Origin of the sequence: Pseudomonas sp. LFS074 (assembly GCF_047978165.1) — a bacterium.
In the GTDB taxonomy this organism is placed as follows: Bacteria; Pseudomonadota; Gammaproteobacteria; order Pseudomonadales; family Pseudomonadaceae; genus Aquipseudomonas; species Aquipseudomonas putida_P.
The window spans coordinates 1,288,088-1,313,914 of sequence record NZ_JBFPFV010000001.1; the positions used below are offsets into that span (position 1 = coordinate 1,288,088).

The 25,827-nt window shown below is 62.5% G+C and carries 22 protein-coding genes; 19 read left to right on the forward strand and 3 right to left on the reverse strand.

What is annotated here, in order from left to right; genetic code table 11:
• The 9 genes from rnhB to ispD all read left to right on the forward strand — a co-directional run bounded on the left by rnhB (position 1) and on the right by ispD (position 12,150).
• The gene (rnhB, locus tag ACNQP3_RS05925; RefSeq protein ID WP_012270847.1) at positions 1–624 is read left to right on the forward strand and encodes a ribonuclease HII; all 624 of its coding nucleotides are present in this window, start codon (positions 1–3) and stop codon (positions 622–624) included.
• A gap of 178 nt (positions 625–802) precedes the next feature.
• On the forward strand, positions 803–4,327 hold the full coding sequence (dnaE, locus tag ACNQP3_RS05930) for a DNA polymerase III subunit alpha (RefSeq protein ID WP_012270848.1): 3,525 nt from the start codon (positions 803–805) through the stop codon (positions 4,325–4,327).
• A 107-nt stretch (positions 4,328–4,434) separates the two neighbouring features.
• A complete protein-coding gene (locus ACNQP3_RS05935; RefSeq protein WP_041166396.1) occupies positions 4,435–5,382 on the forward strand; it encodes an acetyl-CoA carboxylase carboxyltransferase subunit alpha in 948 nt (315 codons plus the stop codon).
• Between the two features lie 141 nt (positions 5,383–5,523).
• Complete coding sequence (gene tilS / locus ACNQP3_RS05940) at positions 5,524–6,807, forward strand: tRNA lysidine(34) synthetase TilS (protein ID WP_012270850.1); 1,284 nt, start codon at positions 5,524–5,526, stop codon at positions 6,805–6,807.
• A 269-nt stretch (positions 6,808–7,076) separates the two neighbouring features.
• Positions 7,077–8,705, forward strand: a complete 1,629-nt coding sequence (locus tag ACNQP3_RS05945; RefSeq protein WP_012270851.1) for a CTP synthase — start codon at positions 7,077–7,079, stop codon at positions 8,703–8,705.
• Positions 8,706–8,708: 3 nt separating this feature from the next.
• Entirely contained in the window at positions 8,709–9,554 is an 846-nt protein-coding gene (gene kdsA, locus ACNQP3_RS05950; protein ID WP_012270852.1) for a 3-deoxy-8-phosphooctulonate synthase, read from the forward strand.
• 154 nt (positions 9,555–9,708) lie between these two features.
• Positions 9,709–10,998, forward strand: coding sequence for a phosphopyruvate hydratase (gene eno, locus ACNQP3_RS05955; protein ID WP_012270853.1), 1,290 nt, complete (start codon positions 9,709–9,711; stop codon positions 10,996–10,998).
• A 166-nt stretch (positions 10,999–11,164) separates the two neighbouring features.
• Positions 11,165–11,446, forward strand: coding sequence for a cell division protein FtsB (ftsB, locus tag ACNQP3_RS05960; protein ID WP_012270854.1), 282 nt, complete (start codon positions 11,165–11,167; stop codon positions 11,444–11,446).
• On the forward strand, positions 11,443–12,150 hold the full coding sequence (ispD, locus tag ACNQP3_RS05965; protein WP_012270855.1) for a 2-C-methyl-D-erythritol 4-phosphate cytidylyltransferase: 708 nt from the start codon (positions 11,443–11,445) through the stop codon (positions 12,148–12,150). Before ftsB ends, ispD begins: the two co-directional genes overlap by 4 nt.
• Before the next feature lie 69 nt (positions 12,151–12,219).
• Here ispD and ACNQP3_RS05970 read toward each other — a convergent pair whose 3' ends face one another.
• A complete protein-coding gene (locus ACNQP3_RS05970) occupies positions 12,220–13,116 on the reverse strand; it encodes a LysR substrate-binding domain-containing protein (RefSeq protein ID WP_012270856.1) in 897 nt (298 codons plus the stop codon).
• A 107-nt stretch (positions 13,117–13,223) separates the two neighbouring features.
• Here ACNQP3_RS05970 and ACNQP3_RS05975 point away from each other — a divergent pair, with 107 nt between their 5' ends.
• From ACNQP3_RS05975 to rpoS, 8 genes are all read left to right on the forward strand, one after another.
• The gene (locus ACNQP3_RS05975; protein ID WP_012270857.1) at positions 13,224–14,336 is read left to right on the forward strand and encodes an S-(hydroxymethyl)glutathione dehydrogenase/class III alcohol dehydrogenase; all 1,113 of its coding nucleotides are present in this window, start codon (positions 13,224–13,226) and stop codon (positions 14,334–14,336) included.
• 8 nt (positions 14,337–14,344) lie between these two features.
• The gene (gene fghA, locus ACNQP3_RS05980) at positions 14,345–15,199 is read left to right on the forward strand and encodes an S-formylglutathione hydrolase (RefSeq protein ID WP_012270858.1); all 855 of its coding nucleotides are present in this window, start codon (positions 14,345–14,347) and stop codon (positions 15,197–15,199) included.
• A 76-nt stretch (positions 15,200–15,275) separates the two neighbouring features.
• The gene (gene ispF / locus ACNQP3_RS05985; protein WP_012270859.1) at positions 15,276–15,749 is read left to right on the forward strand and encodes a 2-C-methyl-D-erythritol 2,4-cyclodiphosphate synthase; all 474 of its coding nucleotides are present in this window, start codon (positions 15,276–15,278) and stop codon (positions 15,747–15,749) included.
• On the forward strand, positions 15,746–16,804 hold the full coding sequence (truD, locus tag ACNQP3_RS05990) for a tRNA pseudouridine(13) synthase TruD (RefSeq protein ID WP_012270860.1): 1,059 nt from the start codon (positions 15,746–15,748) through the stop codon (positions 16,802–16,804). The genes ispF and truD overlap by 4 nt, the downstream gene beginning before the upstream one ends.
• Positions 16,792–17,541, forward strand: a complete 750-nt coding sequence (gene surE / locus ACNQP3_RS05995; protein ID WP_012270861.1) for a 5'/3'-nucleotidase SurE — start codon at positions 16,792–16,794, stop codon at positions 17,539–17,541. Before truD ends, surE begins: the two co-directional genes overlap by 13 nt.
• Before the next feature lie 35 nt (positions 17,542–17,576).
• Entirely contained in the window at positions 17,577–18,215 is a 639-nt protein-coding gene (locus ACNQP3_RS06000) for a protein-L-isoaspartate(D-aspartate) O-methyltransferase (RefSeq protein WP_003252348.1), read from the forward strand.
• Between the two features lie 229 nt (positions 18,216–18,444).
• On the forward strand, positions 18,445–19,302 hold the full coding sequence (locus ACNQP3_RS06005) for a peptidoglycan DD-metalloendopeptidase family protein (RefSeq protein ID WP_012270862.1): 858 nt from the start codon (positions 18,445–18,447) through the stop codon (positions 19,300–19,302).
• A gap of 108 nt (positions 19,303–19,410) precedes the next feature.
• Positions 19,411–20,418, forward strand: coding sequence for an RNA polymerase sigma factor RpoS (rpoS, locus tag ACNQP3_RS06010; RefSeq protein WP_264316875.1), 1,008 nt, complete (start codon positions 19,411–19,413; stop codon positions 20,416–20,418).
• 534 nt (positions 20,419–20,952) lie between these two features.
• On the opposite strand, the gene fdxA is transcribed toward rpoS, so the two are convergent.
• Both fdxA and mutS read right to left on the reverse strand, forming a co-directional pair.
• Positions 20,953–21,276 (reverse strand): ferredoxin FdxA, encoded by a 324-nt coding sequence (gene fdxA / locus ACNQP3_RS06015; protein ID WP_012270863.1) that lies wholly within the window; start codon positions 21,274–21,276, stop codon positions 20,953–20,955.
• Positions 21,277–21,416: 140 nt separating this feature from the next.
• Positions 21,417–23,990 carry a DNA mismatch repair protein MutS gene (mutS, locus tag ACNQP3_RS06020; RefSeq protein WP_071890924.1) on the reverse strand — a complete coding sequence of 858 codons (2,574 nt, stop codon included), beginning with the start codon at positions 23,988–23,990 and terminating at the stop codon, positions 21,417–21,419.
• Positions 23,991–24,176: 186 nt separating this feature from the next.
• Between mutS and ACNQP3_RS06025 the strand changes: the two genes are divergently transcribed.
• Together ACNQP3_RS06025 and ACNQP3_RS06030 are read left to right on the forward strand one after the other, a co-directional pair.
• Positions 24,177–25,235 carry a hypothetical protein gene (locus ACNQP3_RS06025; RefSeq protein WP_012270913.1) on the forward strand — a complete coding sequence of 353 codons (1,059 nt, stop codon included), beginning with the start codon at positions 24,177–24,179 and terminating at the stop codon, positions 25,233–25,235.
• 64 nt (positions 25,236–25,299) lie between these two features.
• Complete coding sequence (locus ACNQP3_RS06030) at positions 25,300–25,782, forward strand: CinA family protein (RefSeq protein WP_012270914.1); 483 nt, start codon at positions 25,300–25,302, stop codon at positions 25,780–25,782.
• Positions 25,783–25,827 lie beyond the last annotated feature (45 nt).

Below are 25,827 nucleotides of genomic sequence, written 5' to 3' on the forward strand. Positions count from 1 at the left end.
ATGCAAATTGGACTGGACTTCAACCTGGTCGAAGACCTGGTTGCCGGCGTTGACGAAGTGGGCCGTGGCCCGCTGTGCGGCGCAGTGGTTACGGCGGCAGTGATCCTCGACCCTGCGCGACCGATTCTTGGCCTGAACGATTCGAAGAAACTCACTGAGGCCAAACGCGAGGCGCTGTTCGACGAGATCTGCGAAAAGGCCCTGAGCTTCTGCATCGCCCGCGCCGAGGTCGAGGAAATCGACCGCCTGAATATCCTGCAAGCCACCATGCTGGCCATGCAACGTGCGGTGGAAGGCCTGCACATTACCCCCAAGCTGGCCTTGATCGATGGCAACCGCTGCCCGAAGCTGGCCGTGCCGGCGTCGCCTGTGGTCAAGGGCGATAGCCAGGTGCCGGCCATTGCGGCGGCATCGATCCTGGCCAAAGTAACCCGTGATCGGGAAATGAGCGCATTCGAACTGATCTACCCAGGGTATGGCATCGGCGGGCACAAGGGTTACCCGACTCCCGTGCACCTTGAGGCGCTCGCGCGCCTGGGGCCTACGCCCATTCATCGGCGTTCGTTTGCCCCGGTGCGGGCGGCGTGGGAAGCGCGTGAAGGCGTCACCGATTCCCTGATCTGACCTGCCAGGGCCGCTTCGCGGGCTTGCCCGCTGCCGCAGGTGCGGCGTCGCTGCTGATGGCAGCAATCTCTCGGTGGGAGCGGGGGTGCCCGCGGAGGGCTGCGACGCAGCCCCAAATCCCCTCCCCATTTAAGCTACAATCCCGCCCTTGTCGTTAAGCACTGCTACAGGATCTTCCATGTCGGTTCCCTTCGTTCACCTGCGCGTCCACTCCGAATTCTCGCTGGTCGACGGTCTGGTGCGGATCAAACCGCTGGCCAAGGCGCTGGCCGGGATGAACATGCCAGCGGTGGCGATCACCGACCAGAGCAACATGTGCTCGCTGGTGAAGTTCTACAAAACGGCCATGGGCGCCGGCATCAAACCGATCTGCGGTGCCGACCTGTGGCTGGCCGGTGCCGACCCGGAAGCCCCGCTGTCGCGCATTTGCTTCCTGGCCATGAACCCCCAGGGCTATCGCAACCTCACCGAATTGATCTCGCGGGGCTGGACCGACGGCCAGCGAAACGGCCTGGTCATCCTCCAGCGTGAATGGATCGCCCCCGCCAGCGAAGGCCTGATTGCCCTGTCTGCGGGCAAGGAAGGCGACATCGGCATGGCCTTGCTCAATGGTCGAGACGATGAAGCCCAAGCCCTGCTGCAAGACTGGATGGGCATGTTCCCCGAGCGCTTCTATGTAGAAGTACAGCGCACCAATCGCGCCCGCGACGAAGAATACGTGCACGCTGCGGTAGCCCTGGCCGACAAGTTTGGCGCGCCGCTGGTGGCCACCAACGACGTGCGTTTCATCAAGCAGTCGGACTTCGACGCCCACGAAACCCGTGTATGCATCGGCGAAGGCTGGACCCTCGACGACCCACGCCGCCCGCGTGGCTACAGCGACCAGCAGTACCTGAAGTCGGCCGAGGAAATGGCCGAGTTGTTCAGCGACCTGCCCGACGCCATCGCCAACACGGTCGAAATCGCCAAGCGCTGCAACATCCAGGTGCAGTTGGGCAAATACTTCCTGCCTGACTTCCCGACGCCCAACGGCATGGGCATCGACGATTACCTGCGGCATGTGTCCTACGAGGGCCTTGAAGAGCGCCTGGCGGTGCTGTGGCCGAAAGACACCACGCCCAATTACGAAGAGAAGCGCCAGGTTTACCTCGACCGCCTGAAGTTCGAGCTGGATATCATCATCCAGATGGGCTTCCCCGGTTACTTCCTGATCGTCATGGACTTCATCAAGTGGGCCAAGAACAACGATGTGCCGGTCGGCCCGGGGCGGGGGTCGGGTGCCGGCTCGCTGGTGGCCTACGTACTGAAGATCACCGACCTTGACCCGCTGGCCTATGACCTGCTGTTCGAGCGCTTCCTGAACCCTGAACGTGTTTCCATGCCCGACTTCGACGTCGACTTCTGCATGGACGGCCGCGACCGGGTCATCGACTACGTGGCCGAGGCCTACGGCCGTAACGCGGTAAGCCAGATCATCACCTTCGGTACCATGGCCGCCAAGGCGGTGGTGCGTGACGTGGCGCGGGTGCAGGGCAAGTCCTACGGCCTGGCCGATCGCCTGTCGAAGATGATCCCGTTCGAAGTGGGCATGACCCTGGAGAAGGCCTACGAGCAGGAAGAAATCCTGCGCGACTTCCTCAAAAGCGACGAAGACGGCCGCGAAATCTGGGACATGGCCCTGAAGCTGGAAGGTGTGACCCGGGGTACCGGCAAGCACGCCGGTGGTGTGGTTATCGCGCCGACCAAGCTTACCGATTTTTCGCCGATCGCTTGTGATGAAGAAGGCGGTGGCCTGGTCACCCAGTTCGACAAGGATGACGTCGAGGCCGCCGGCCTGGTGAAGTTCGACTTCCTCGGCCTGCGTACCCTGACCATCATCAAGTGGGCGATGGAGATCATCAACCGCGAGCAGGCCAAGAACAACCTGCCCGACTTGAACATCGACTTCATCCCGCTGGATGACCGCAAGACCTACGAGCTGTTGCAGAAGGCCGAAACCACGGCCGTGTTCCAGCTTGAATCGCGGGGCATGAAGGAGCTGATCAAGAAGCTCAAGCCCGACTGCCTGGAAGACCTCATCGCACTGGTGGCACTGTTCCGCCCCGGCCCGCTGCAATCGGGCATGGTGGACGACTTCATCAACCGCAAGCACGGCCGCGCCGAGCTGGCCTACCCACATGCGGACTACCAGTACGAAGGCCTCAAGCCGGTACTGGCGCCCACCTACGGCATCATCCTGTACCAGGAACAGGTGATGCAGATCGCCCAGGTGATGGCAGGCTATACCCTGGGCGGCGCCGACATGCTGCGCCGGGCGATGGGTAAGAAAAAGCCCGAGGAAATGGCCAAGCAGCGCGGTGGTTTCATCGAAGGTTGCGTGGCCAACAATATCGATGCGGACCTGGCTGGTAACATCTTCGACCTGGTAGAAAAGTTCGCCGGTTACGGTTTCAACAAATCTCACTCCGCAGCCTATGGCCTGGTGTCTTACCAGACCGCCTGGCTGAAAACCCACTACCCGGCGCCATTCATGGCTGCGGTACTGTCGGCGGATATGCACAACACCGACAAGGTGGTGGTGCTGGTAGAAGAAGTTCGCAGCATGAAGTTGCGTCTGGACGCGCCAGATGTGAACTTCTCCGACTTCAAGTTCACCGTCAACAACGACGGCCGTATCGTCTACGGCCTGGGTGCCATCAAGGGCGTCGGCGAAGGGCCGGTGGAAGCAATCGTCGAGGCCCGTGCCCAGGGCGGCCCGTTCAAGGACCTGTTCGACTTCTGTGACCGCATCGATCTCAAACGGGTGAACAAGCGTACCCTCGATGCGCTGGTGCGCAGCGGCGCGCTGGACCGGCTGGGCCCGCACTTCCATGACGAGATAAAGGCCTACCAGGCCAACATCGACATCAACCGTGCGACCTTGCTCTCGGCGCTGGGTGAGGCCATCAAGGCTGCCGAGCAAGCGGCCCACACCGCTGACAGCGGTCACGTCGATCTGTTCGGCAGCATGTTCGACGAGGCGCAAGTCGACGTCTATGCCAACCACCGCAAGGTCCGCGAGCTGACCCTCAAGGAGCGCTTGAAGGGCGAAAAAGACACCCTTGGCCTGTACCTGACCGGTCACCCGATCGACGAGTACGAGACCGAGATCCGCCGCTTCGCCCGCCAGCGCATCATCGACCTCAAGCCGTCGCGCGAAACCCAGACCATCGCCGGCATGATCATCGCCTTGCGGGTGATGAAGAACAAAAAGGGCGACAAGATGGGCTTCGTTACCCTGGATGACCGCTCCGGGCGCATAGAGGCTTCCCTGTTCGCAGATGCCTACATCGCGGCACAGTCCTTGCTGCAGGCCGATGCCATGGTGGTGGTCGAAGGCGAGGTCAGCAACGACGACTTCTCCGGCGGCCTGCGCCTGCGGGTTAAGCAGGTCATGACCATGGAAGACGCACGCACCAAGCTGGCCGAGAGCCTGCGCCTGAAAGTGGCGCACGATGCCCTGAAGGGCGACCGGCTGAAGTGGCTGGGTGAGCTGATCACCCGCCATCGCGGTGCTTGCCCGATCACCCTGGAGTACACCGGCAGCGACGCCAAGGCCATGTTGCAGTTCGGCGAGCAGTGGGCGATCGACCCGGCCGACGGGCTGATTCAGGCGCTGCGTGACCAGTTCGGGCGTGAGAACGTCTTCCTGCAATATCGTTGAACCGACAAAACATTTAATCTCGACCTGAATGCGCCTGATCCCTTAAGGTATGGCGCCAAACGGATCAACCGGCCGGCCGCCTGGCCGTAGACCCAAGACGGATGACTATGAACCCGAATTTTCTCGATTTCGAACAGCCGATTGCCGACCTGCAAGCCAAGATCGAAGGCCTGCGCCTGGTAGGTAACGACAACTCGCTGAACATCAGCGATGAAATTGCCCGTCTGCAAGACAAGAGCAACACCCTGACCGAAAGCATCTTCGGCAACCTGACCAGCTGGCAGATCGCCCGCCTGGCCCGTCACCCACGTCGTCCTTATACCCTGGACTACCTGGAGCACATCTTCACCGAGTTCGAAGAGCTGCACGGTGACCGCCACTTCTCCGATGACGCTGCCATCGTAGGCGGCACCGCCCGCCTGGACGGCAAGCCAGTCATGGTCATTGGTCATCAGAAGGGCCGCGAAGTACGCGAGAAGGTGCGTCGCAACTTCGGCATGCCGCGCCCGGAAGGCTACCGCAAGGCTTGCCGCCTGATGGAGATGGCCGAGCGCTTCAAAATGCCGATCCTGACCTTCATCGACACCCCAGGTGCATACCCAGGCATCGACGCCGAGGAGCGCAACCAGAGCGAGGCAATCGCCTGGAACCTGCGCGTGATGGCGCGCCTGAAAACCCCGATCATCGCCACCGTGATCGGTGAGGGTGGTTCTGGCGGTGCACTGGCCATCGGCGTGTGCGACCAACTGAACATGCTGCAGTACTCCACCTACTCGGTGATCTCGCCGGAAGGCTGCGCTTCGATCCTGTGGAAGACTGCCGACAAAGCCGCTGACGCCGCCGAGGCAATGGGCATCACTGCCGAGCGCCTGAAGAGCTTGAACATTGTCGACAAGGTCATCCAGGAGCCGCTGGGCGGCGCCCACCGTGACCCGGCCAAGATGTCGGAAGCCATCCGTGCCGACCTGGTGCAGCAACTGGACATGCTCGGCAAGTTCGACAACGACGCGCTGCTGGCACGCCGTTACGAGCGCCTGATGAGCTACGGCCTCTGATAGCGAGATGACGGGCACCGGCTTTGCCGGTGTTCGCGGGCACGCCCGCTTGCACAGGTAATGCTCTACCCTCGGGGCTAGCGGCATACTTGTGGGAGCGGGCGTGCCCGCGAATGATTTGTTGAATCGAGCGAGGGCTAGATGATCAACCTCAACCCCTGGCTCAATGCCCCCAACTGGTACATCGCCTACTCCGGCGGCCTCGACTCCACCGTCCTCCTGCACCTGCTGGCTGACTACGCCCGCAACCACGCGTCCCCCCCGTTGCGCGCCATTCATGTCCATCACGGCCTGCAAACCGCCGCTGACGCCTGGCCTGCCCATTGCCAAGCCATCTGCGACAATCTCGGCATCGAACTCCAGGTCATCCACGTCCAGGTCAGCCCTGGCGCGAGTGTCGAACAGGCCGCTCGCGACGCCCGCTATGCCGCTTTCAAGCAAACGCTCGGCCCTGGCGACATCCTGTTCACCGGCCAGCACCGCGACGACCAGGCTGAAACCCTGCTGTTCCGCCTGCTGCGCGGCGCCGGTCTGCGTGGCCTTGCGGCAATGCCGGGGCAGCGGGCGCTAGGGCAGGGCAGCCTGGCCAGGCCGTTGCTGGGGTGTGCCCGGCAACAGTTGCAGGACTACGCCAGCGCCCACCGGCTGGCCTGGATCGAAGACCCGTCGAACACTGACACACATTTCGCCCGCAACTACCTGCGCGGCGAGGTGTTCCCGCGCTTGCAACAACGTTGGCCACAAGCCAGTCAGAACCTCGCCCGCGCTGCAGAGCACTTGGGTGAGGCCCTGGGCCTGCTGGACGAGCTGGCCCAGGCCGACCTGGCGCGCGCGCAGGAGGGGGCACCCGCCGCGTGGTCGGCGCTACCATCGCTCGGCCTGGCTGCCCTGGCGACGCTTTCGCCGTCCCGTCAACGCAATGCCTTGCAATATTGGCTGAGCCAGCGCACCCGTTTGCCCGACACGCGGCATTGGGCTGGCTGGGCAGACCTGCGCGATGCCGGCGCCGATGCCCAGCCAGTCTGGTCGCTTGCCGATGGGCGGTTGCTGCGTAGCCAAGGGCGCGTCTGGTGGTTGAGTGGCGATTGGCTGAAGACACCCATCGGCCAGCTGGCCTGGGCTGATCCTGACGAGCCGTTGCTGTTGCCGGGCAATGGTAGTGTGCGTCTTGTTGGCGCAGGCCAGCTCGATGGGTTGCGCATCGCCTACCGCCTGGGTGGTGAAATGCTGGAGATCCCCGGCCGTGGACGGCGCGACCTCAAGCGCCTGCTCAACGAGCAGCAAGTGCCGCATTTCCTGCGTTCGCGCCTGCCGCTGCTGTATCGGGGCGAACGCCTGCTGGCAGTGGCCAACTTGCCCAGGCAGGTGCAGGCGGATTGCCAGCTGCATTGGCAGTTACCGACGAACGCGCAAGGTTTGAGCTGAAGGGTACATTCCGGTAGACTACCCTCCCTTCTTGATACAACTTCTGTGGGTTCCGCGAAAACACAGGGGTTGCCGATTACCAAGCAGTTTTTTGCTGGGCTGATTCTGGAAATGACGAGCGAGCTCCATGCCGGGGATACCCCTGGTCTGTACAGACGCGGCAGTTTTTCGAGATGCACTGTGATTGACGCAGGTGATCGGGGGCTTCGGCCTTCCTTCGCTTTCTCCGGCGGCGCTGGCCGCCTTAACGCAGACTTCTAGGGTTTTTCATGACGCGCTACATATTCGTCACGGGCGGTGTTGTTTCTTCATTGGGGAAAGGCATTGCCTCGGCTTCCCTGGCGGCCATCCTGGAAGCGCGGGGCCTGAAGGTCACCATGCTCAAGCTGGATCCGTACATCAACGTCGATCCGGGCACCATGAGCCCGTTCCAGCATGGTGAAGTGTTCGTCACCCACGATGGCGCCGAGACCGACCTCGACCTGGGCCACTACGAGCGGTTCATCCGCACCACCATGACCCAGAACAACAACTTCACCACCGGCCGTATCTACGAGCACGTGCTGCGCAAGGAGCGCCGTGGTGATTACCTGGGCGCGACCATCCAGGTCATCCCGCACATCACCGACGAAATCAAGCGTCGCATCATCAAGGGCGCCGGCGATGCCGACGTGGCCCTGGTGGAAATCGGCGGTACCGTGGGTGACATCGAGTCGCAGCCGTTCCTCGAGGCCATTCGCCAGCTGCGCGTCGAAGTGGGTTCCAAGCGCGCCATGCTGATGCACCTGACCCTGGTCCCGTACATCGCCACCGCTGGCGAAACCAAGACCAAGCCGACCCAGCACTCGGTCAAGGAGCTGCGCTCCATCGGCCTGCAGCCTGATGTGCTGATCTGCCGCTCCGACCACCCGGTCGATGCCTCGTCGCGTCGCAAGATCGCGCTGTTCACCAACGTTGAAGAGCGTGCGGTGATTTCGCTGGAAGACGTCGACACCATCTACAAGATCCCGGGCGTACTGCACGCACAGGGCCTGGACGACTTCGTCGTCGAGCGCTTCGGCCTGCAGTGCAATGGCGCCGACCTGTCCGAGTGGGACAAAGTGGTCGATGCCAAGCTCAACCCAGAGCACGAAGTGACCATTGCCATGGTCGGCAAGTACATGGAACTGCTGGATGCGTACAAGTCGCTGATCGAGGCAATGAGCCACGCCGGCATCACCAACCGCACCAAGGTCAACCTGCGCTACATCGACTCGGAAGACATCGAGAACCAGGGCACCAGCCTGCTCGAAGGCGCCGATGCCATCCTGGTGCCTGGCGGTTTCGGCCTGCGCGGCGTGGAAGGCAAGATTACCGCGGTGCAATACGCCCGTGAGAACAAGGTGCCGTACCTGGGTATCTGCCTGGGCATGCAAGTGGCGGTGATCGAATTCGCCCGTAACGTGATGGGTTGGAAAGACGCCAACTCCACCGAATTCGACCGTAACAGCGGCCACCCTGTGGTCGGCCTGATCACCGAGTGGGCCGATGCCACCGGTGCCGTCGAGACCCGCGACGAGGCTTCCGACCTGGGCGGTACCATGCGCCTGGGTGCTCAGGACTGCCAGCTGGCTGCCGGTTCCAAGGTGCACGACTGCTACGGCAAGGACGTGATCACCGAGCGTCACCGTCACCGCTACGAAGTGAACAACAACCTGCTGCCGCAGCTGGTCGACGCAGGCCTGGTGGTTTCCGGTCGTTCCGAAGACGGCGCGCTGGTGGAAGTGGTCGAGTCCAAGGACCACCCATGGTTCGTCGCTTGCCAGTTCCACCCAGAATTCACTTCGACCCCACGTGACGGCCACCCGCTGTTCAGTGGTTTCGTCAAGGCAGCTCTGGCTCAGAAGAACAAGGCCTGATCAATGACCCAGAAGATCATTCGCGTCGGTAACATCGAGATCGCCAACGACAAGCCGTTCGTCCTGTTCGGCGGCATGAACGTCCTGGAATCCCGTGACCTGGCAATGAAGGTCTGCGAAGAGTATGTGCGGGTTACCGAAAAGCTCGGTATCCCGTATGTGTTCAAGGCCAGCTTCGACAAGGCCAACCGTTCGTCGGTGACGTCCTACCGTGGCCCAGGCATGGAAGAAGGGCTGAAGATCTTCGAAGAGATCAAGCGCACCTTCAACGTGCCGGTGATTACCGACGTACACGAGCCTTACCAGGCCGAGCCCGTCGCCAAGGTGTGCGACATCATCCAGTTGCCGGCTTTCCTGTCGCGGCAGACTGACCTGGTGGTGGCCATGGCCAAGACCGGCGCGGTGATCAACATCAAGAAGGCCCAGTTCCTCGCCCCCCAGGAAATGAAACACATCCTGGCCAAGTGCGAAGAGGCCGGTAATGACCAGTTGATCCTCTGCGAGCGTGGTTCGAGCTTCGGCTACAACAACCTGGTGGTGGACATGCTCGGCTTCGGCATCATGAAGCAGTTCGAGTACCCGGTGTTCTTCGACGTGACCCACGCCCTGCAAATGCCGGGTGGCCGCAGCGATTCGGCGGGTGGCCGCCGTGCCCAGGTCACCGACCTGGCCAAGGCCGGCATGAGTCAGGGCCTGGCCGGGCTGTTCCTCGAGGCCCACCCCGACCCGGACAACGCCAAGTGCGATGGCCCATGCGCCCTGCGCCTGGACAAACTGGAGCCGTTCCTGGCCCAGCTCAAGCAATTGGACGACCTGGTGAAAAGTTTTCCGACGGTAGAAACCGCGTAAAGCTCATTTCTCGGGTAAAGTACCGCCCGATCCACCCCTGACCAGTCGGTCAGGGGCTCCCTTCACCTGGCCTGCCCAAAGCAAGTCCGCCCGGTGAACGGCAAGAATTTCCTAAGCTAAGTTGTTTTCGTCAAATTCTGGAGTGCTTACAACAATGGCAAAAATCGTCGACATCAAAGGTCGTGAAGTTCTCGATTCGCGTGGCAACCCCACCGTGGAAGCCGATGTACTGCTCGACAACGGCATCATCGGCAGCGCTTGCGCGCCGTCCGGTGCTTCCACCGGCTCGCGCGAAGCGCTGGAGCTGCGTGATGGCGACAAGAGCCGTTACCTGGGCAAGGGCGTGCTGAAGGCCGTCGCCAACATCAACGGCCCGATCCGTGAGCTGCTGCTGGGCAAGGACCCTTCCGACCAGAAGGCCCTGGACCGCGCCATGATCGAACTGGACGGTACCGAGAACAAGGCCAAGCTGGGCGCCAACGCCATCCTGGCTGTTTCCCTGGCTGCCGCCAAAGCTGCCGCCCAGGACCAGGACCTGCCGCTGTACGCGCACATCGCCAACCTGAACGGCACTCCTGGCCAGTACTCGATGCCGGTGCCGATGATGAACATCATCAACGGTGGCGAGCACGCCGACAACAACGTCGACATCCAGGAGTTCATGGTTCAGCCGGTTGGCGCCAAGACCTTCTCCGACGGCCTGCGCATGGGTACCGAAATCTTCCACCACCTCAAAGCCGTGCTCAAGGCCCGTGGCCTGAACACCGCCGTAGGTGATGAAGGTGGTTTCGCGCCTAACCTGGCTTCCAACGAAGACGCCCTGGGCGCCATCGCCGAAGCGGTCGAAAAAGCCGGCTACAAGCTGGGCACCGACGTGACCCTGGCCCTGGACTGCGCGGCTTCCGAATTCTACGAAGACGGCAAGTACAACCTGTCCGGCGAAGGCAAGTCGTTCGACGCCGAAGGCTTCGCCGAGTACCTGAAAGGCCTGACCGAGCGCTTCCCGATCATCTCGATCGAAGACGGCCTGGACGAGTCCGACTGGGCTGGCTGGAAAATCCTCACCGACAAGATCGGTGAAAAAGTCCAGCTGGTCGGTGACGACCTGTTCGTGACCAACACCAAGATCCTCAAGGAAGGCATCGAGAAGGGCATCGGTAACTCGATCCTGATCAAGTTCAACCAGATCGGCTCGCTGACCGAAACCCTGGAAGCGATCCAGATGGCCAAGGCTGCTGGCTACACTGCAGTGATCTCGCACCGTTCCGGTGAAACCGAAGACTCGACCATTGCCGACCTGGCCGTGGGTACTGCCGCGGGTCAGATCAAGACCGGTTCGCTGTGCCGTTCCGACCGCGTTTCCAAGTACAACCAGCTGCTGCGCATCGAAGAGCAACTGGGCGCCAAAGCGGTTTACCGTGGTCGTGCCGAGTTTCGCGGCTAAGCAAGAGATGGTAAAAAGGCAGCAGCCGGAGCGGTAGGAACGTTCGTACTGAACTTAACTACGTTCCAACGGGTTTCTGTCAACGAAGCCTGGCCTCGGCCAGGCTTCGTGCTATTCGAGGCCCCGTAAAAAAGTATGCGGCAGCCTTTTTAACCTGGATAACGTGATGCGCAGTCCCTATTGGGTGTTCCTCGTTCTGCTCCTGCTGCTGGGTGGCCTGCAGTACCGCCTGTGGGTGGGTAACGGCAGCCTGGCGCAAGTGACCGAGCTGAAGCAGCAGATTGCCGACCAGCATGCCGAAAACGAGCGCTTGCTTGAGCGTAACCGCGTGCTCGATGCCGAAGTGCTGGAGCTGAAAAAAGGCATGGAGACCGTTGAAGAACGGGCTCGCCATGAATTGGGGATGGTCAAAGAGGGCGAAACCCTCTTCCAGTTGCCACAGAAATGATCAATACCTTGCCGGCCTTCTGGGCCGTGATTCCTGCTGCGGGCGTTGGTGCCCGCATGGCTGCCGACCGCCCCAAGCAATACCTGGAGCTGGCTGGGCAGACCCTTCTCGAGCACAGCCTCGATTGTTTTCTTGGCCACCCGGCGCTTGCAGGGGTGGTAGTCAGCATTGCCGATGACGACCCGTATTGGCCTGGCCTGCGCTACGCCAGCGACCCGCGCATCCAGCGCGCGGCAGGTGGGCGTGAGCGCGCTGACTCGGTGCTCAACGCCTTGCTGGTGCTGCATGCCCAAGGGGCCTCGGACAGCGATTGGGTACTGGTGCACGATGCCGCGCGGCCAAACCTGGCGCGCAGCGACCTGGACAAGCTGTTGTCGGAATTGGCAGACGACCCGGTGGGTGGCCTGCTGGCGGTGCCGGCGCGCGATACCCTCAAGCGTGCCGATGGCAATGGCCGGGTGAGCGCTACCGTGGACCGCAGCACCATCTGGCAGGCGTATACGCCGCAGATGTTCCGCCTGGGTGCGTTGCACCGTGCGTTGGCCGAGTGCCTGGTGTCGGATGTCGTGGTGACCGATGAGGCTTCGGCCATCGAGTGGTCCGGTCAAGCGCCGCGGCTGGTTGAAGGGCGAAGTGACAACATCAAGGTGACCCGGCCGGAAGACCTGGAGTGGTTGCGCCAGCGTTGGGCAGGGCGTCGCTAAGGCTTTGGACCAGTGCTGGCTTCTTCGCGGGCATGCCCGCGAAAGGGCCAGTACAAGCAGCGCACTCCTTCAGCCGAGACGATATTCCGGCAACCCCGCCAACCCTTCCTTCAGGTAATCCACCAACCGCCGTACCTTCGGCGAAAGGTGCCGCTGCTGCGGATATAGCGCCCATACCGCTGTATTTGGTGGCTGGTGCGCCTCTAGCAGTGACACCAGCGCACCGTTGTTCAGGTGTTCCAGCACGTAATAATCCGGCAGTTGGCACAACCCTATCCCTTGCAACGCCGCATCCAGCACCGCCTGCCCACTGTTGCAGCGCCAATTGCCCTGCACCCGCTGGCTGATTTCACGGCCATCCTGCTGCAGCGCCCACAAATCCGAACTGCCCACCAGGCAATTGTGCCGCGCCAGCTCCGAAAGGCTGTGTGGTCGGCCATAGCGCTCGAGATAGGCCGGCGAGGCGCACAGGTACATGCGCCTGGGTGCCAGGCGGGTGGCCACCAGCCGAGAGTCGGCCAGCCTGCCCAGGCGGATGGCCAGGTCCATGCCTTCATGCAGCAGGTCGAGGGTATGGTTGCTTAGTTCCACATCCACCCGCAGTTGCGGATACAGCGCCATGAACCGCGTTACCAGTGGCACGATGAAGCGCTCGCCATAGGCTACCGCGCAGGTCATGCGCAGCAAACCCTTGGGCTCGCTGGCCAGGTCGCCCATGGCGCGCAGGGCTTCCTCGCGGCCATCCTGCAGGCGCTGGCAATGCTGCAGAAAGGTCTGCCCGGCCTCGCTCAGGGTTACCCGGCGGGTGCTGCGGTACAGCAGGCGCGTCTGCAGGCGCTCCTCCAGGCGAGCGATCTGCCGGCTGATATGTGACGAAGATACTCCCAGCCGTTCAGCGGCCGCGGTGAACTGGCCTGATTCGGCTACGGCGACGAATTCGTCGATGCCTTCCCAGCGGCTGCTCATTGATTATCCCTGTATGGCAATAATGTTTTGTCTTTGCCCGGATTATTCATCAAAAGCGGCTGAATTACACTGCAAGTCTGAATCGACCCTCTGTCTGGAGACCTTTGATGATCAAGTCCCGTGCTGCCGTAGCCTTCGAGGCCAAGAAACCCCTGGAAATCGTCGAAGTCGACGTGGCCATGCCCAAGGCCGGTGAAGTGCTGCTGCGCGTGGTCGCCAGCGGTGTTTGCCATACCGACGCCTACACCCTGTCCGGGGCGGACCCGGAGGGTATCTTCCCGTCGATTCTCGGCCACGAAGGCGGCGCGATCGTCGAAGCGGTAGGCGAGGGCGTGACCTCGGTAGCTGTCGGTGATCACGTGATCCCGCTGTATACCCCGGAATGCGGCAAGTGCAAGTTCTGCCTCTCGGGCAAGACCAACCTGTGTCAGGCCATTCGTGCCACCCAGGGCAAAGGCCTGATGCCGGACGGCACCACGCGTTTCTCGTACAAGGGCCAGCAGCTGTTCCACTACATGGGCACGTCGACCTTCTCCGAGTACACCGTGCTGCCGGAAATCTCCGTAGCCAAAATCCAGAAGGAAGCCCCCCTGGAAAAGGTCTGCCTGCTGGGCTGTGGCGTCACCACCGGTATCGGCGCGGTGCTCAACACCGCCAAGGTCAAGCCGGGTGACACCGTGGCCATCTTCGGCCTCGGCGGTATCGGCCTGTCGGCGGTGATCGGTGCGGTCAAGGCCAAGGCCTCGCGTATCATCGCCATCGACATCAACCCGGCCAAGTTCGAAATCGCCCGTCAACTGGGTGCCACCGACTGCGTCAACCCGAAAGACTACGACCGCCCGATCCAGGAAGTGATTGTCGACCTCACCGACGGTGGCGTGGACTTCTCCTTCGAGTGCATCGGCAACGTGCAACTGATGCGCGCGGCCCTGGAATGCTGCCACAAGGGCTGGGGCGAGTCGGTGATCATTGGTGTGGCGGGTGCCGGCCAGGAAATCGCCACCCGTCCGTTCCAGCTGGTTACCGGCCGGGTATGGCGCGGTTCGGCGTTCGGCGGCGTGCGAGGCCGCAGCGAGCTGCCAAGCTACGTGGAAATGTCCGAGAAGGGCGAAATCCCGCTGGACACCTTCATCACCCACACCATGGGCCTGGAAGACATCAACAAGGCCTTCGACCTGATGCATGAAGGTAAGAGCATCCGTAGCGTGATCCACTTCTGAGGTACGCCATGAGCCTGGATAACATCTCCTGCCAGAAGAGCTTCGGCGGCTGGCACAAGCGTTACCGGCATCACTCCAAGGTGCTGGGTTGCGACATGGTGTTCGCCGTGTACCTGCCGCCGCAGGCCGAACAGGGTGAGAAGCTGCCGGTGTTGTACTGGCTCAGTGGCCTCACCTGTACCGACGAGAACTTCATGCAGAAGGCCGGCGCTCAGCGCCTGGCCGCCGAGCTTGGGCTGATCATCGTCGCCCCCGACACCAGCCCGCGTGGCGAGCAGGTGCCGGGCGACCCGGATGGCGCGTGGGACTTCGGCCTTGGGGCCGGCTTCTACCTCAACGCCACCCAGCAGCCCTGGGCCCAGCATTACCGCATGCATGACTATGTGGTACAGGAGTTGCCAGCCCTGATCGAAGCGCACTTCCCGGCGTCGGGCGAGCGCAGCATCAGCGGCCACTCCATGGGCGGGCATGGCGCGCTGGTGTGCGCCTTGCGCAACCCAGGGCGCTACCGTTCGGTGTCGGCGTTTTCCCCCATCAGCAACCCGATGGATTGCCCGTGGGGCGAGAAAGCTTTCAGCCGCTACCTGGGTGAAGATCGGGCGCGCTGGCGCGAGTGGGATGCCAGCGTGTTGCTGGCCGAAACCCCTGCCGGCGAGTGCCCGCCGTTGCTGGTTGACCAGGGCGACCGTGACGACTTTCTCGAGAAACAGCTCAAGCCCGAAGCGCTGGAGCAGGCCGCACGCAAAGGGGGCCATGCACTGACCCTGCGCCTGCAGCCGGGCTATGACCATAGCTACTACTTCATTGCCAGCTTCATCGAGGAGCACCTGCGCCATCATGCGGTGGCACTGGGGCGGGTGTAGCACCCTGGGCCAAAAGCCGCCAAACCCGCTGCAAAGCAGGTAGAATCACGCCCTGACTCATTCAGGGCGTTTTTCTATGCGTATTGGCCATGGCTACGATGTGCACCGTTTCTGCGACGGTGATTTCATTACCTTGGGCGGGGTGCGTATCCCCCACAAATACGGCCTGCTGGCCCATTCCGACGGCGACGTGCTGCTGCACGCCCTGAGCGATGCCTTGCTGGGCGCCGCGGCGCTGGGCGACATCGGCAAGCACTTCCCCGACACAGACCCGCAGTTCAAGGGGGCCGACAGCCGAGCGCTGCTGCGCCATGTGGTCGGCATCGTCAGGGCCAAGGGCTGGAAGGTCGGCAATGTCGACGCCACCATCGTCGCGCAGGCGCCGAAGATGGCCCCGCACATCGAGACCATGCGCCAGCTGATCGCCGAAGACCTGCAGGTCGAGCTCGACCAGGTCAACGTCAAGGCCACCACGACTGAAAAGCTGGGCTTCACCGGCCGCGAGGAGGGGATTGCCGTGCATTCGGTCGCCCTGCTGCTGCCAGCATGACCGAACTGGAACTGCTGGGCCCGCGCGCATCGGGCGAACCGTTGGGCACCGCCGTACTCAAGGCGGTGGCCGAGGATTTCCAGGTCGACGAAGTGCTGGATATCCCCCTGTCGGGGCAGGGCGAGCACCTGTGGCTGTGGGTCGAGAAGCGTGACCTGAACACTGAAGAGGCCGCCCGCCGCCTGGCCCGTGCCGCAGGCGTGCCCGTGCGCAGCATCAGCTATGCCGGCCTGAAGGACCGCCAGGCGCTGACCCGCCAGTGGTTCAGCCTGCACCTGCCGGGCAAGGCCGACCCGGACCTGTCGCGGGCCGAGGATGCCAGCCTGCGTGTGCTCAAGCAGGTGCGCCACCTGCGCAAGCTCCAGCGCGGCGCGCATTCGGCCAACGGTTTTACCCTGCGCCTGACGGCTCTGGCAGCCGATCACCAGGCGCTGGACACGCGCCTGGAACAGCTGAAGCAGAACGGTGTGCCCAACTATTTTGGCACCCAGCGCTTCGGCCACGGCGGTGGTAACGTGCATGACGCCCTCGAGTGGGCTGCCCGCAAGGCTTTGCCTGAGCAGCGCAACGTGCGTTCGCGGCTGCTTTCGGCTGGGCGCAGCTTCCTGTTCAATCAACTGCTGGCTGCGCGTGTCGCTGACGGCAGCTGGGCTCGCGCCCAGGTCGGCGACCTGCTGGCGTTCACTGACAGCCGTAGTTTCTTCCCGGCCGGTGAGGCGGAATGTGCCGACCCGCGCCTGGCGATTCTCGATCTGCACCCGACTGGCCCTATGTGGGGCGAGGGCGCCTCGCCTGCTGGCGCAGCCACTGCCCAGCTGGAAAACGCCGTTGGCGCACGGCAGCCGGCACTTTGCCAGTGGTTGGCCCAGGCGGGCATGGATCACGAACGGCGAATTCTGCGGCTCCCTATTGGCGGCCTGACGTGGCATTATCCCGAGCCTGATATCCTGCAACTGGAATTCGTCCTGCCGGCCGGATGCTTCGCCACCGTGGTGGTGCGTGAAGTCGTGGATCTGGTGTCGGCAGGGCAGACGGACAGCCCATGCGTATTCTGATTTCGAACGACGACGGTGTTACCGCACCCGGCATCGCCGCGTTGCACGCTGCGCTGGCGGATTACGCCGAGTGCGCGGTGATCGCCCCGGATCAAGACAAGAGCGGCGCCAGCAGTTCGCTGACGCTGGACCGGCCACTGCACCCGCAGACCCTGGCCAACGGCTTCATCAGCCTCAACGGCACGCCAACCGACTGTGTGCACCTGGGCCTCAATGGGTTGTTGCCACAGGCGCCAGACATGGTCGTGTCGGGGATCAACCTCGGTGCCAACCTGGGCGACGACGTGCTGTATTCGGGTACGGTCGCTGCGGCGTTGGAAGGCCGTTTCCTCGGCGGTACCTCGCTGGCGTTCTCGCTGTTGTCGCGCCAGCCGGACAACCTGCCGACCGCTGCCTATATCGCCCGTCGATTGGTCGAGGCACAGTCGCGCCTGGCGCTGCCGCCCCGCACCGTACTCAACGTCAATATCCCCAACTTGCCGCTGGAGCACATCCGTGGCATCCAGCTCACCCGCCTCGGTCATCGGGCGCGGGCGGCGGCGCCGACCAAGGTGGTCAACCCGCGCGGCAAGGAAGGCTACTGGATTGCCGTGGCCGGTGATGCCGAGGATGGGGGGCCGGGCACCGACTTCCACGCGGTCATGCAGGGCTACGTATCGATCACCCCGCTGCAACTCGATCGCACCTTCAATGATGCCTTCGAGCAGCTCGACGGTTGGCTGGAGGGCCTGCTCTGATGCGCGAGGACGATATGCTGCGGCGTGGTATCGGCATGACCTCCCAGCGTACCCGGGAGCGGCTGATCCAGCGCCTGTGCGAAGAGGGTGTGTCGAATACCAAGGTGCTCGACGTGATCCGTCGTACCCCGCGCCACCTGTTCGTCGACGAGGCGCTGGCACATCGCGCCTATGAAGACACCGCGTTGCCGATCGGCCACAACCAGACCATCTCGCAACCGTTCATGGTTGCCCACATGAGCGAGCTGCTGCTCGAAGCCGGGCCGCTGGACAAGGTGCTGGAAATCGGCACCGGCTCGGGTTACCAGACGGCGATCCTGGCCCAGCTGGTCGAGCGGGTATTCTCGGTGGAGCGCATCAAGGTATTGCAGGATCGGGCCAAAGAACGCCTGGTGGAGCTGAACCTGCGCAACGTGGTGTTCCGCTGGGGCGATGGTTGCGAGGGATGGCCGGCATTGGCGCCGTACAACGGCATCATCGTCACTGCCGTGGCGCCGGAAGTGCCGCAGGCATTGCTCGACCAGCTGGCACCTGGAGGCCGCATGGTCATCCCGGTGGGGCCGGCCGGCGAAGCGCAGCAACTGATGCTGATCGTGCGCGAGGAGCATGGGTTCTCCCGTCGCGTGCTGGGGGCTGTGCGTTTCGTGCCGCTGCTCAATGGTCCGTTGGCCTGAGCCCAGCTTGCATTGGCTGTTTGGGTAGGCACCACGCGGTATTTTTGGGCCTGCAGCGAATTCTTGCCGCTTCGCCCTGTCTATCTGGCGGGGCGAAGCGCCAGCGTACACCGGGGCTTTGCAACAGCCTATTGCTCCAGTCTGCCAATACCGGCTGGCTTGGTTATAATTGCAACAATATTGCATTTCTTGTCTTCATATCGTTTTCGGCACCATGAGGGGAGCGCGGGTGGGTCACACAGTCATTCGGCAGCGCAAGGACGGGTCAGGTTTCAAGCTTCTGGTGATTGCATTGGCCATGGGCACGCTACTGGTGGGTTGCTCGAGCACCAGCAGCAACAGCGCGCGGGTGGTCGACCGCAACAACAGCGTGCCCAAGCGCCCGGCGGTGACTTCCGGGCAATACATCGTCAAGCCTGGCGACACCCTGTTCTCCATCGCCTTCCGTTATGGCTGGGACTACAAGGAGCTGGCCGCACGCAACGGTATCCCGGCGCCTTACACCATCCGCCCGGGCCAAGCGATTCGTTTCAGCAGCGGTTCTAGCAGCAGTACCACGGTGGTATCCAACCCTTCCTCGTCGAGCCGCACCACGGTCACGCGGCGGCCTGTGGGCAGCCCCGCCACGGCGCCGGCCAGCACCAGCAAACCAGCTACTCCGGCCCCTTCCACCAGTGCGCCAGTGGTTGCCACCGTGCCGGCTGCGGAGCGCGCGGTAGGCGGCTGGACCTGGCCTGCCAACGGCGTGTTGATTGGAAAATTTGCTTCAAACGGTAGTTTGAATAAAGGCATTGATATCGCCGGTGATTTGGGACAGCCTGTTTTTGCTGCGTCTGATGGTGCGGTGGTTTACGCCGGGAGTGGTTTGAGGGGCTACGGCGAGCTGATCATCATCAAACACAGCGATACCTACGTCAGTGCCTACGGCCATAACCGCAGGCTGTTGGTTCGGGAGGGGCAGCAGGTCAAGGCAGGGCAGTCGATTGCTGAAATGGGGTCTACGGGCACAGATCGGGTGAAGCTGCATTTTGAGATTCGCCGCCAGGGCAAACCCGTCGATCCGCTCCAGTTCCTGCCACGCCGTTGATCGTTGTACCCGGCCTGTTCCTGTGATGTAGAGGGGACAGGCTCAAGCGCTGCCAGGGATAAAGGTGCCGCTCGAGTCTGAGTTCGAACTCAGCAAAGGACTATAACAATGGCTCTCAGTAAAGAAGTGCCGGAGTTTGACATCGACGATGACGTCCTCCTGATGGAGACGGGTATCGTTTTGGAAACGGATGTGGTGTCAGACGAACCTGCTGTATCTTCGGTTCGGACGAGGGCCAAGTCGGGCTCTTCGCTCAAGCAACACAAGTACATCGATTACAGCCGGGCGCTCGATGCCACCCAGCTGTATCTCAACGAGATTGGTTTCTCGCCGCTGCTGTCGCCGGAAGAAGAAGTGCACTTTGCGCGCTTGTCGCAAAAGGGCGATCCTGCCGGCCGCAAGCGCATGATCGAAAGCAACCTGCGCCTGGTTGTAAAAATTGCCCGTCGTTACGTGAACCGTGGCCTGTCGCTGCTCGACCTGATCGAGGAGGGCAACCTGGGGCTGATCCGTGCGGTCGAGAAGTTCGACCCAGAGCGTGGTTTCCGGTTCTCGACCTATGCGACCTGGTGGATTCGCCAGACCATCGAACGGGCGATCATGAACCAGACCCGCACCATCCGCCTACCGATCCATGTGGTCAAGGAACTGAACGTCTACCTGCGCGCTGCACGCGAGCTGACCCAGAAACTCGACCACGAACCCTCGCCAGAAGAAATCGCCACGTTGCTGGAGAAGCCGGTCGCCGAGGTCAAGCGCATGCTTGGCTTGAACGAGCGGGTGTCTTCGGTGGATGTGCCGCTTGGCCCGGACTCGGACAAGACCCTGCTCGACACCTTGACCGACGACCGCCCGACCGACCCGTGCGAGCTGCTGCAGGATGATGACCTGTCGCAGAGCATCGATCAGTGGCTGGGTGAGTTGACCGACAAGCAGCGTGAAGTGGTGGTGCGGCGCTTTGGCCTACGCGGGCATGAGAGCAGTACCCTTGAAGATGTTGGCCTGGAGATCGGCCTGACCCGGGAGCGGGTGCGGCAGATTCAGGTAGAGGGGCTTAAGCGCTTGCGCGAGATCCTGGAGAAGAACGGCTTGTCCAGCGAGTCGTTGTTCCAGTAGCGAAGGCTCGTAACACAAAGCGCCCCGATGACCTCGGGGCGTTTTTGTGTGTGGCTAAAAGAGTTATCCCCATCCGAGATTGCAGGGCTGCAAAGCTGCCTCAAAACCTGGGCATAACAGATATCCAATGTGTATTGCGCTACCCCAGTAACATTCCATGTAAGCCTTTTCTTACTTGTTTTGTAAGCTATCTATGCAAGTCTCAGTAAATCATTGTCGTTTTCAGCCTCTGTATTTTTCCAACTCATTGAAAACAATGGCTTATTTTGCTGTGAGGGAATATGTCCCCGGCAATACCTTGTGAGGGTTCGCGCTTGCCCGTCCGGCTCAACCCGCTAGTATTCGAACTGTGCACAGGGACATGCACAGGCTTTCAGGACGAAGGCCAAGGACGTCGCAAGAAGCGATTTCATCAGGATGATGTTTGGGACAAGCAGGGACTACGGAAAAAATGTGGGCGGGTCAAACCGCCCCTTTTTTTGCCCGCAGAAAACAAAAAAGGCCCCGAGGGGCCTTTTTCGCATCTGGGCGTTATCAGCGCTCCAGGTCGGCAATCTTGCCAGTCTTGCCATCCCACTCTTCGGCGTCAGGCAAGGCATCCTTACGCTCGGTGATGTTCGGCCAGACTTCCGCCAGTTCGGCGTTCAGCTCGATGAAGTTCTCCATCCCTGCAGGGATTTCGTCTTCCGAGAAGATGGCTTGCGCTGGGCACTCCGGTTCGCACAGGGCGCAGTCGATGCACTCGTCCGGGTGGATGACCAGGAAGTTCGGGCCTTCGTAGAAGCAGTCCACCGGACAGACTTCCACGCAGTCGGTGTATTTGCATTTGATGCAGTTGTCGGTGACGACGAAGGTCATTTCTAATTCTCTCCTCAGGCGACGGCGGCGGCCCTTCCTCTCAGGGCCGCGCGGTTTACAGGTATGTGGCTGCAGGCCAGGCTAATAACCTGCAGCACCAGCAAACCGCGGCGGATTCTATCAGCTTGTAGTGGGCGCCGTTATAACAGGTTCTTTAGTTGATATAGCATTTCGATAGCTTGACGCGGGGTCATGTCGTCCAGCTGCAGCTTGCCCAGCTTCTCGATGGCCGGGTGTGGCAGGCTGGCGAACAGGTCGCTTTGGTGCGGTACCTGCGGCGCATCCTTGGCTTTTGCGGCCGGGGGCTGCTCGTGCGGCAGGCTGGTGGTTTCCAGGCGCCCCAGGTGTTCGCGGGCACGCTGGATGACCACTGTCGGTACGCCGGCCAGTTGCGCCACGGCCAGGCCGTAACTCTGGCTGGCAGGGCCAGGCAGCACGTGGTGCAGGAAAACGATGCGTTCGTTGTGCTCGGTGGCGTTCAGGTGCACGTTGGCCACCAGCGGCTCGCTCTCCGGCAGCACGGTCAGTTCGAAGTAGTGCGTGGCAAACAGCGTGTAGGCACGCAGCTGGGCCAGGCGCTCGGCGGCGGCCCAGGCCAGCGACAAGCCGTCGAAGGTGCTGGTGCCGCGGCCGACTTCGTCCATCAGCACCAGGCTGCGGTCGGTGGCGTTATGCAGAATGTTGGCGGTTTCGCTCATCTCGACCATGAACGTCGAGCGCCCGCCGGCCAGGTCATCGCTGGAACCGATGCGGGTGAAAATGCGGTCGACCAGCGACAGCTCGCAGCTGGCCGCCGGCACGAAGCTGCCAATGTGTGCCAGCAGCACGATCAAGGCGGTCTGGCGCATGTAGGTGGACTTACCGCCCATGTTCGGGCCAGTGATGATCAGCATGCGTGTGCTGTTGTCCAGGCCCAGGTCGTTGGCCACGAACGGCGTGGTCAATACCTGCTCCACCACCGGGTGGCGGCCTTGCACGATGCGCAGGCACGGCTCGTCGACGAAGCGCGGGCAGTTCAGGTCAAGGTTCAGTGCACGTTCGGCCAGGTTGCTGAGTACATCCAGTTCGGCCAGGGCAGCGGCGCTGTCCTGCAGCGGCGCCAGGTGGCTGATGAGGGTTTCCAGCAGGGCGTCGTACAGCATTTTTTCGCGGGCCAGGGCGCGGCTCTTGGCCGACAGTGCCTTGTCCTCGAATGCCTTCAGCTCCGGGGTGATGAAGCGCTCGGCGCCCTTGAGCGTCTGCCGGCGAATGTAGTCGCCTGGGGCCTGCTCGGCCTGCTTGGTCGGTAGCTCGATGAAGTAGCCGTGCACGCGGTTGTAGCCGACCTTGAGGTTGGCAAGGCCTGTGCGAGCCTTTTCCCGGGCTTCCAGGTCGATCAGGAACTGGCCGGCGTTTTCGCTGATCGCCAGCAGGTCGTCCAGCTCATTGTCATAGCCGGCCTTGAGCACGCCGCCGTCGCGGATCACCGCCGGCGGGTTGTCGATGATCGCCCGCTCCAGCAGGCTGGCCAGTTCCGGGTAGGTGCCGGTGATGGCTGCCAGGCGCGCAAGGTGCGGTGCCTCGAGCTCGGTCATGGCGTTCTGCAGCTCGGGCAATGCGCCCAAGGCATCACGCAGGCGCGCCAGGTCGCGCGGGCGGGCATTGCGCAGGCCGATGCGAGCGAGGATCCGCTCGATATCGCCAATTTCCTTCAACTGCGGCTGCAGCTTCTCGAAGCGATAGCTGTCGAGCAGGCAGCGGATCGAATCCTGGCGTGCCTGCAGTACCTTGAGGTCGCGCAGCGGGCGGTTCAGCCAGCGGCTCAGCAGGCGGCTGGCCATGGCGGTCTGGCAGCGGTCGATCACCGACTGAAGGGTGTTGTCGCGCCCGCCGGCCAGGTTGATGTCCAGCTCCAGGTTGCGGCGGCTGGCGCCATCGAGGATGACCGTGTCGTCCAGGCGCTCGTGGCGCAGGCTGCGCAGGTGGGGCAGGGCGGTGCGCTGGGTTTCCTTGGCGTAGGTCAGCAGGCAGCCGGCGGCACCGATGGCCAGGGTCAGCTTGTCGCAGCCGAAGCCTTTGAGGTCTTTGGTCGCGAATTGCTGGCACAGGGCCTTGCGCGCCGAGTCGCGGTCGAAGTCCCACGGTGCGCGGCGGCGGGCGCCAGGGCGTTTCTCCGCAGGCAAATCGCGCGGCCAGTCGTCCGGGATCAACAGCTCGACCGGGTTCAGCCGCTCGAGCTCGGCCAGCAGGTTTTCCCAGCCCTTGATCTCCTGCACGCTGAAGTTGCCGCTGGTGATGTCCAGTACGGCCAGGCCGAACAGGCGCTCGTCGCCGAGCAGCGCGGCAATCAGGTTGTCGCGGCGCTCGTCGAGCAGGGCCTCGTCACTGACCGTGCCAGGGGTGATGATGCGCACCACCTGGCGCTCCACCGGGCCCTTGCTGGTGGCTGGGTCGCCAATCTGCTCACAGATCACCACCGATTCGCCCAGCTTGACCAGCTTGGCCAGGTAGCCTTCGAGCGAATGGAACGGGATCCCGCACATGGGAATGGACTGGCCGGCCGACTGACCGCGGGCGGTCAAGGTGATATCCAGCAGTTTCGCGGCTTTTTTCGCATCTTCGTAGAAGATTTCGTAGAAGTCGCCCATGCGGTAGAACATCAGCTGGTCTGGGTGCTGGTTTTTCAGCTTCCAGTACTGCTGCATCATCGGTGTGTGTGCGGAAAGATCTGACATTCAGGGCCTTACAGCGGGTGATCTGGTTGGCAAGGGTAAACCGGCAATGGTACAGGCTTTTTCAGCGAGATGCAGGCGCAGGCATTGGGGCATGTTCGCGCAGCCTGGCGGCAAAGGTGGAGCCGTGCGGCGTTAACCTCTAGAATGCGCGGCCCTCGACAAACGCCTCTAGCCGTGACCCGTACGATGAATGTGTCCAGCCCAGTTCCCTATGTAAAGCAACAGCTGATCTACCTCCTTTATGGCGAGCGCCGGATCTATCAGCTGGAGGCCAAACTCAGCATCCTCACCGCCATGGCGCGTTGCAAACCGGCTGAGCTGCCAGTGATCCGTGTACTTACCGATCAGCCACAGGCTTTTGCTGGCTGGCCGGTGGAAGTGATCACGCTGGACGAGCAGACCTTGCAGGCCTGGACCGGCGACGGCGGCTACACCCACCGGCGCAAGGCCTGCGCCATTGCTCAGGCCGGGCAGTGGGCGGACAAGACCGTGTTCATCGATACCGATACGGTGTTCCTGCAATCGCCGTTGAAGCTGTTCAGCCAGGTCGATGCCGGCCAGTTCCTGGTCGATGAAGTGGAGACGAGCTGGGCCGAGGCGTCGCGCAGCAGTGACTACCTTCGCTTCAGCGCCGGGCTGGCCGAGGCTGGAAATGCGCCGGCCGATGATTTGCGGCTCTGCAACAGCGGCGTCATGGGTTTCACCCGCTGCAATGTCGGCATTGCCGAGCGCGCCATCCCCCGCATCGATGCCTGGACGCCCTACACCGGTGACCTGCACACCATCGAACAGATCGCCTTTTCCTTCGAATTGCACGGGGCGCAGGTCAACGAAGCGCGTGGGGTGATCAGCCACTACTTCGCGATGAAACAGTACGTGCATGCCATCCTGGAAATCTTCTTCGCCAAGCACGGCGAGGGCTTCCATCCGCAGATGCCAAGCCTGGCCCTCAAGGTGCCGGCGTATCGTCCTGTGCCTTCGTGGCTGGCGCGGTTGTCGGTGAAGTGGAGCCTGAAGCGGGTGCCGCGCGAGCTGCGGGGCATCGGCCGCAAGCTGCTGTACGGCAGCGTGATGAGTAATGATGACTATCAGCGCGCGTGCAAAGTGATCTGGTGGCGTTCGGCAATCGAAGACATGCGCAAGCTGGACGGCTTCGACTGGCGCGAGGAGTGGCCTGAAGGGCTGCCGCGCCTCGGTCGGCGCGACGAGCGTGCGTTCAGCGAAATTGCCCGGGACAGCCTGTAGGTTTCCTGAGCCAGGGCCCGACGCGGGGTGATAGGGTAGAGGGCCGTTTACAAGGAGCCCCGACATGGACCCGATCACCACGCTTGCTACCCGCCTGGGTGAACACCTGCGCCGTTTCAATGCGCAGGTGACCACCGCCGAATCCTGCACTGGCGGTGGCATTGCCGAAGCCATTACCCGCGTACCTGGCAGCTCGGCCTGGTTCGAGGTTGGCTACGTGACCTACTCCAACGCCCAGAAAACCCGTCTGCTGAGTGTGCCCGAGGTGTTCTTCGGCCAGGTAGGCGCGGTCAGCCAGGAAGTCGTCGAAGCCATGGTCCGCGGGGCCCAGGTTGCCAGCGGGGCGCGCTTTGCCGTGGCGGTGAGCGGGGTGGCCGGGCCCGACGGCGGCTCGCCAGCCAAACCGGTAGGTACCGTGTGGCTGGCCTGGGGCGATGGCAACCGGGTGTTCAGCGAGCGCCGCCAGTTTGACGGTGACCGCGAAGCGGTGCGCCGACAGACGGTGATCGCCGCGTTAGACGGCTTGTTACAGCTTGGTGCCGAGTAAATCGACGACAGGGGTTTGCGCGGGCGCCGGCCTGTGGAATAATAC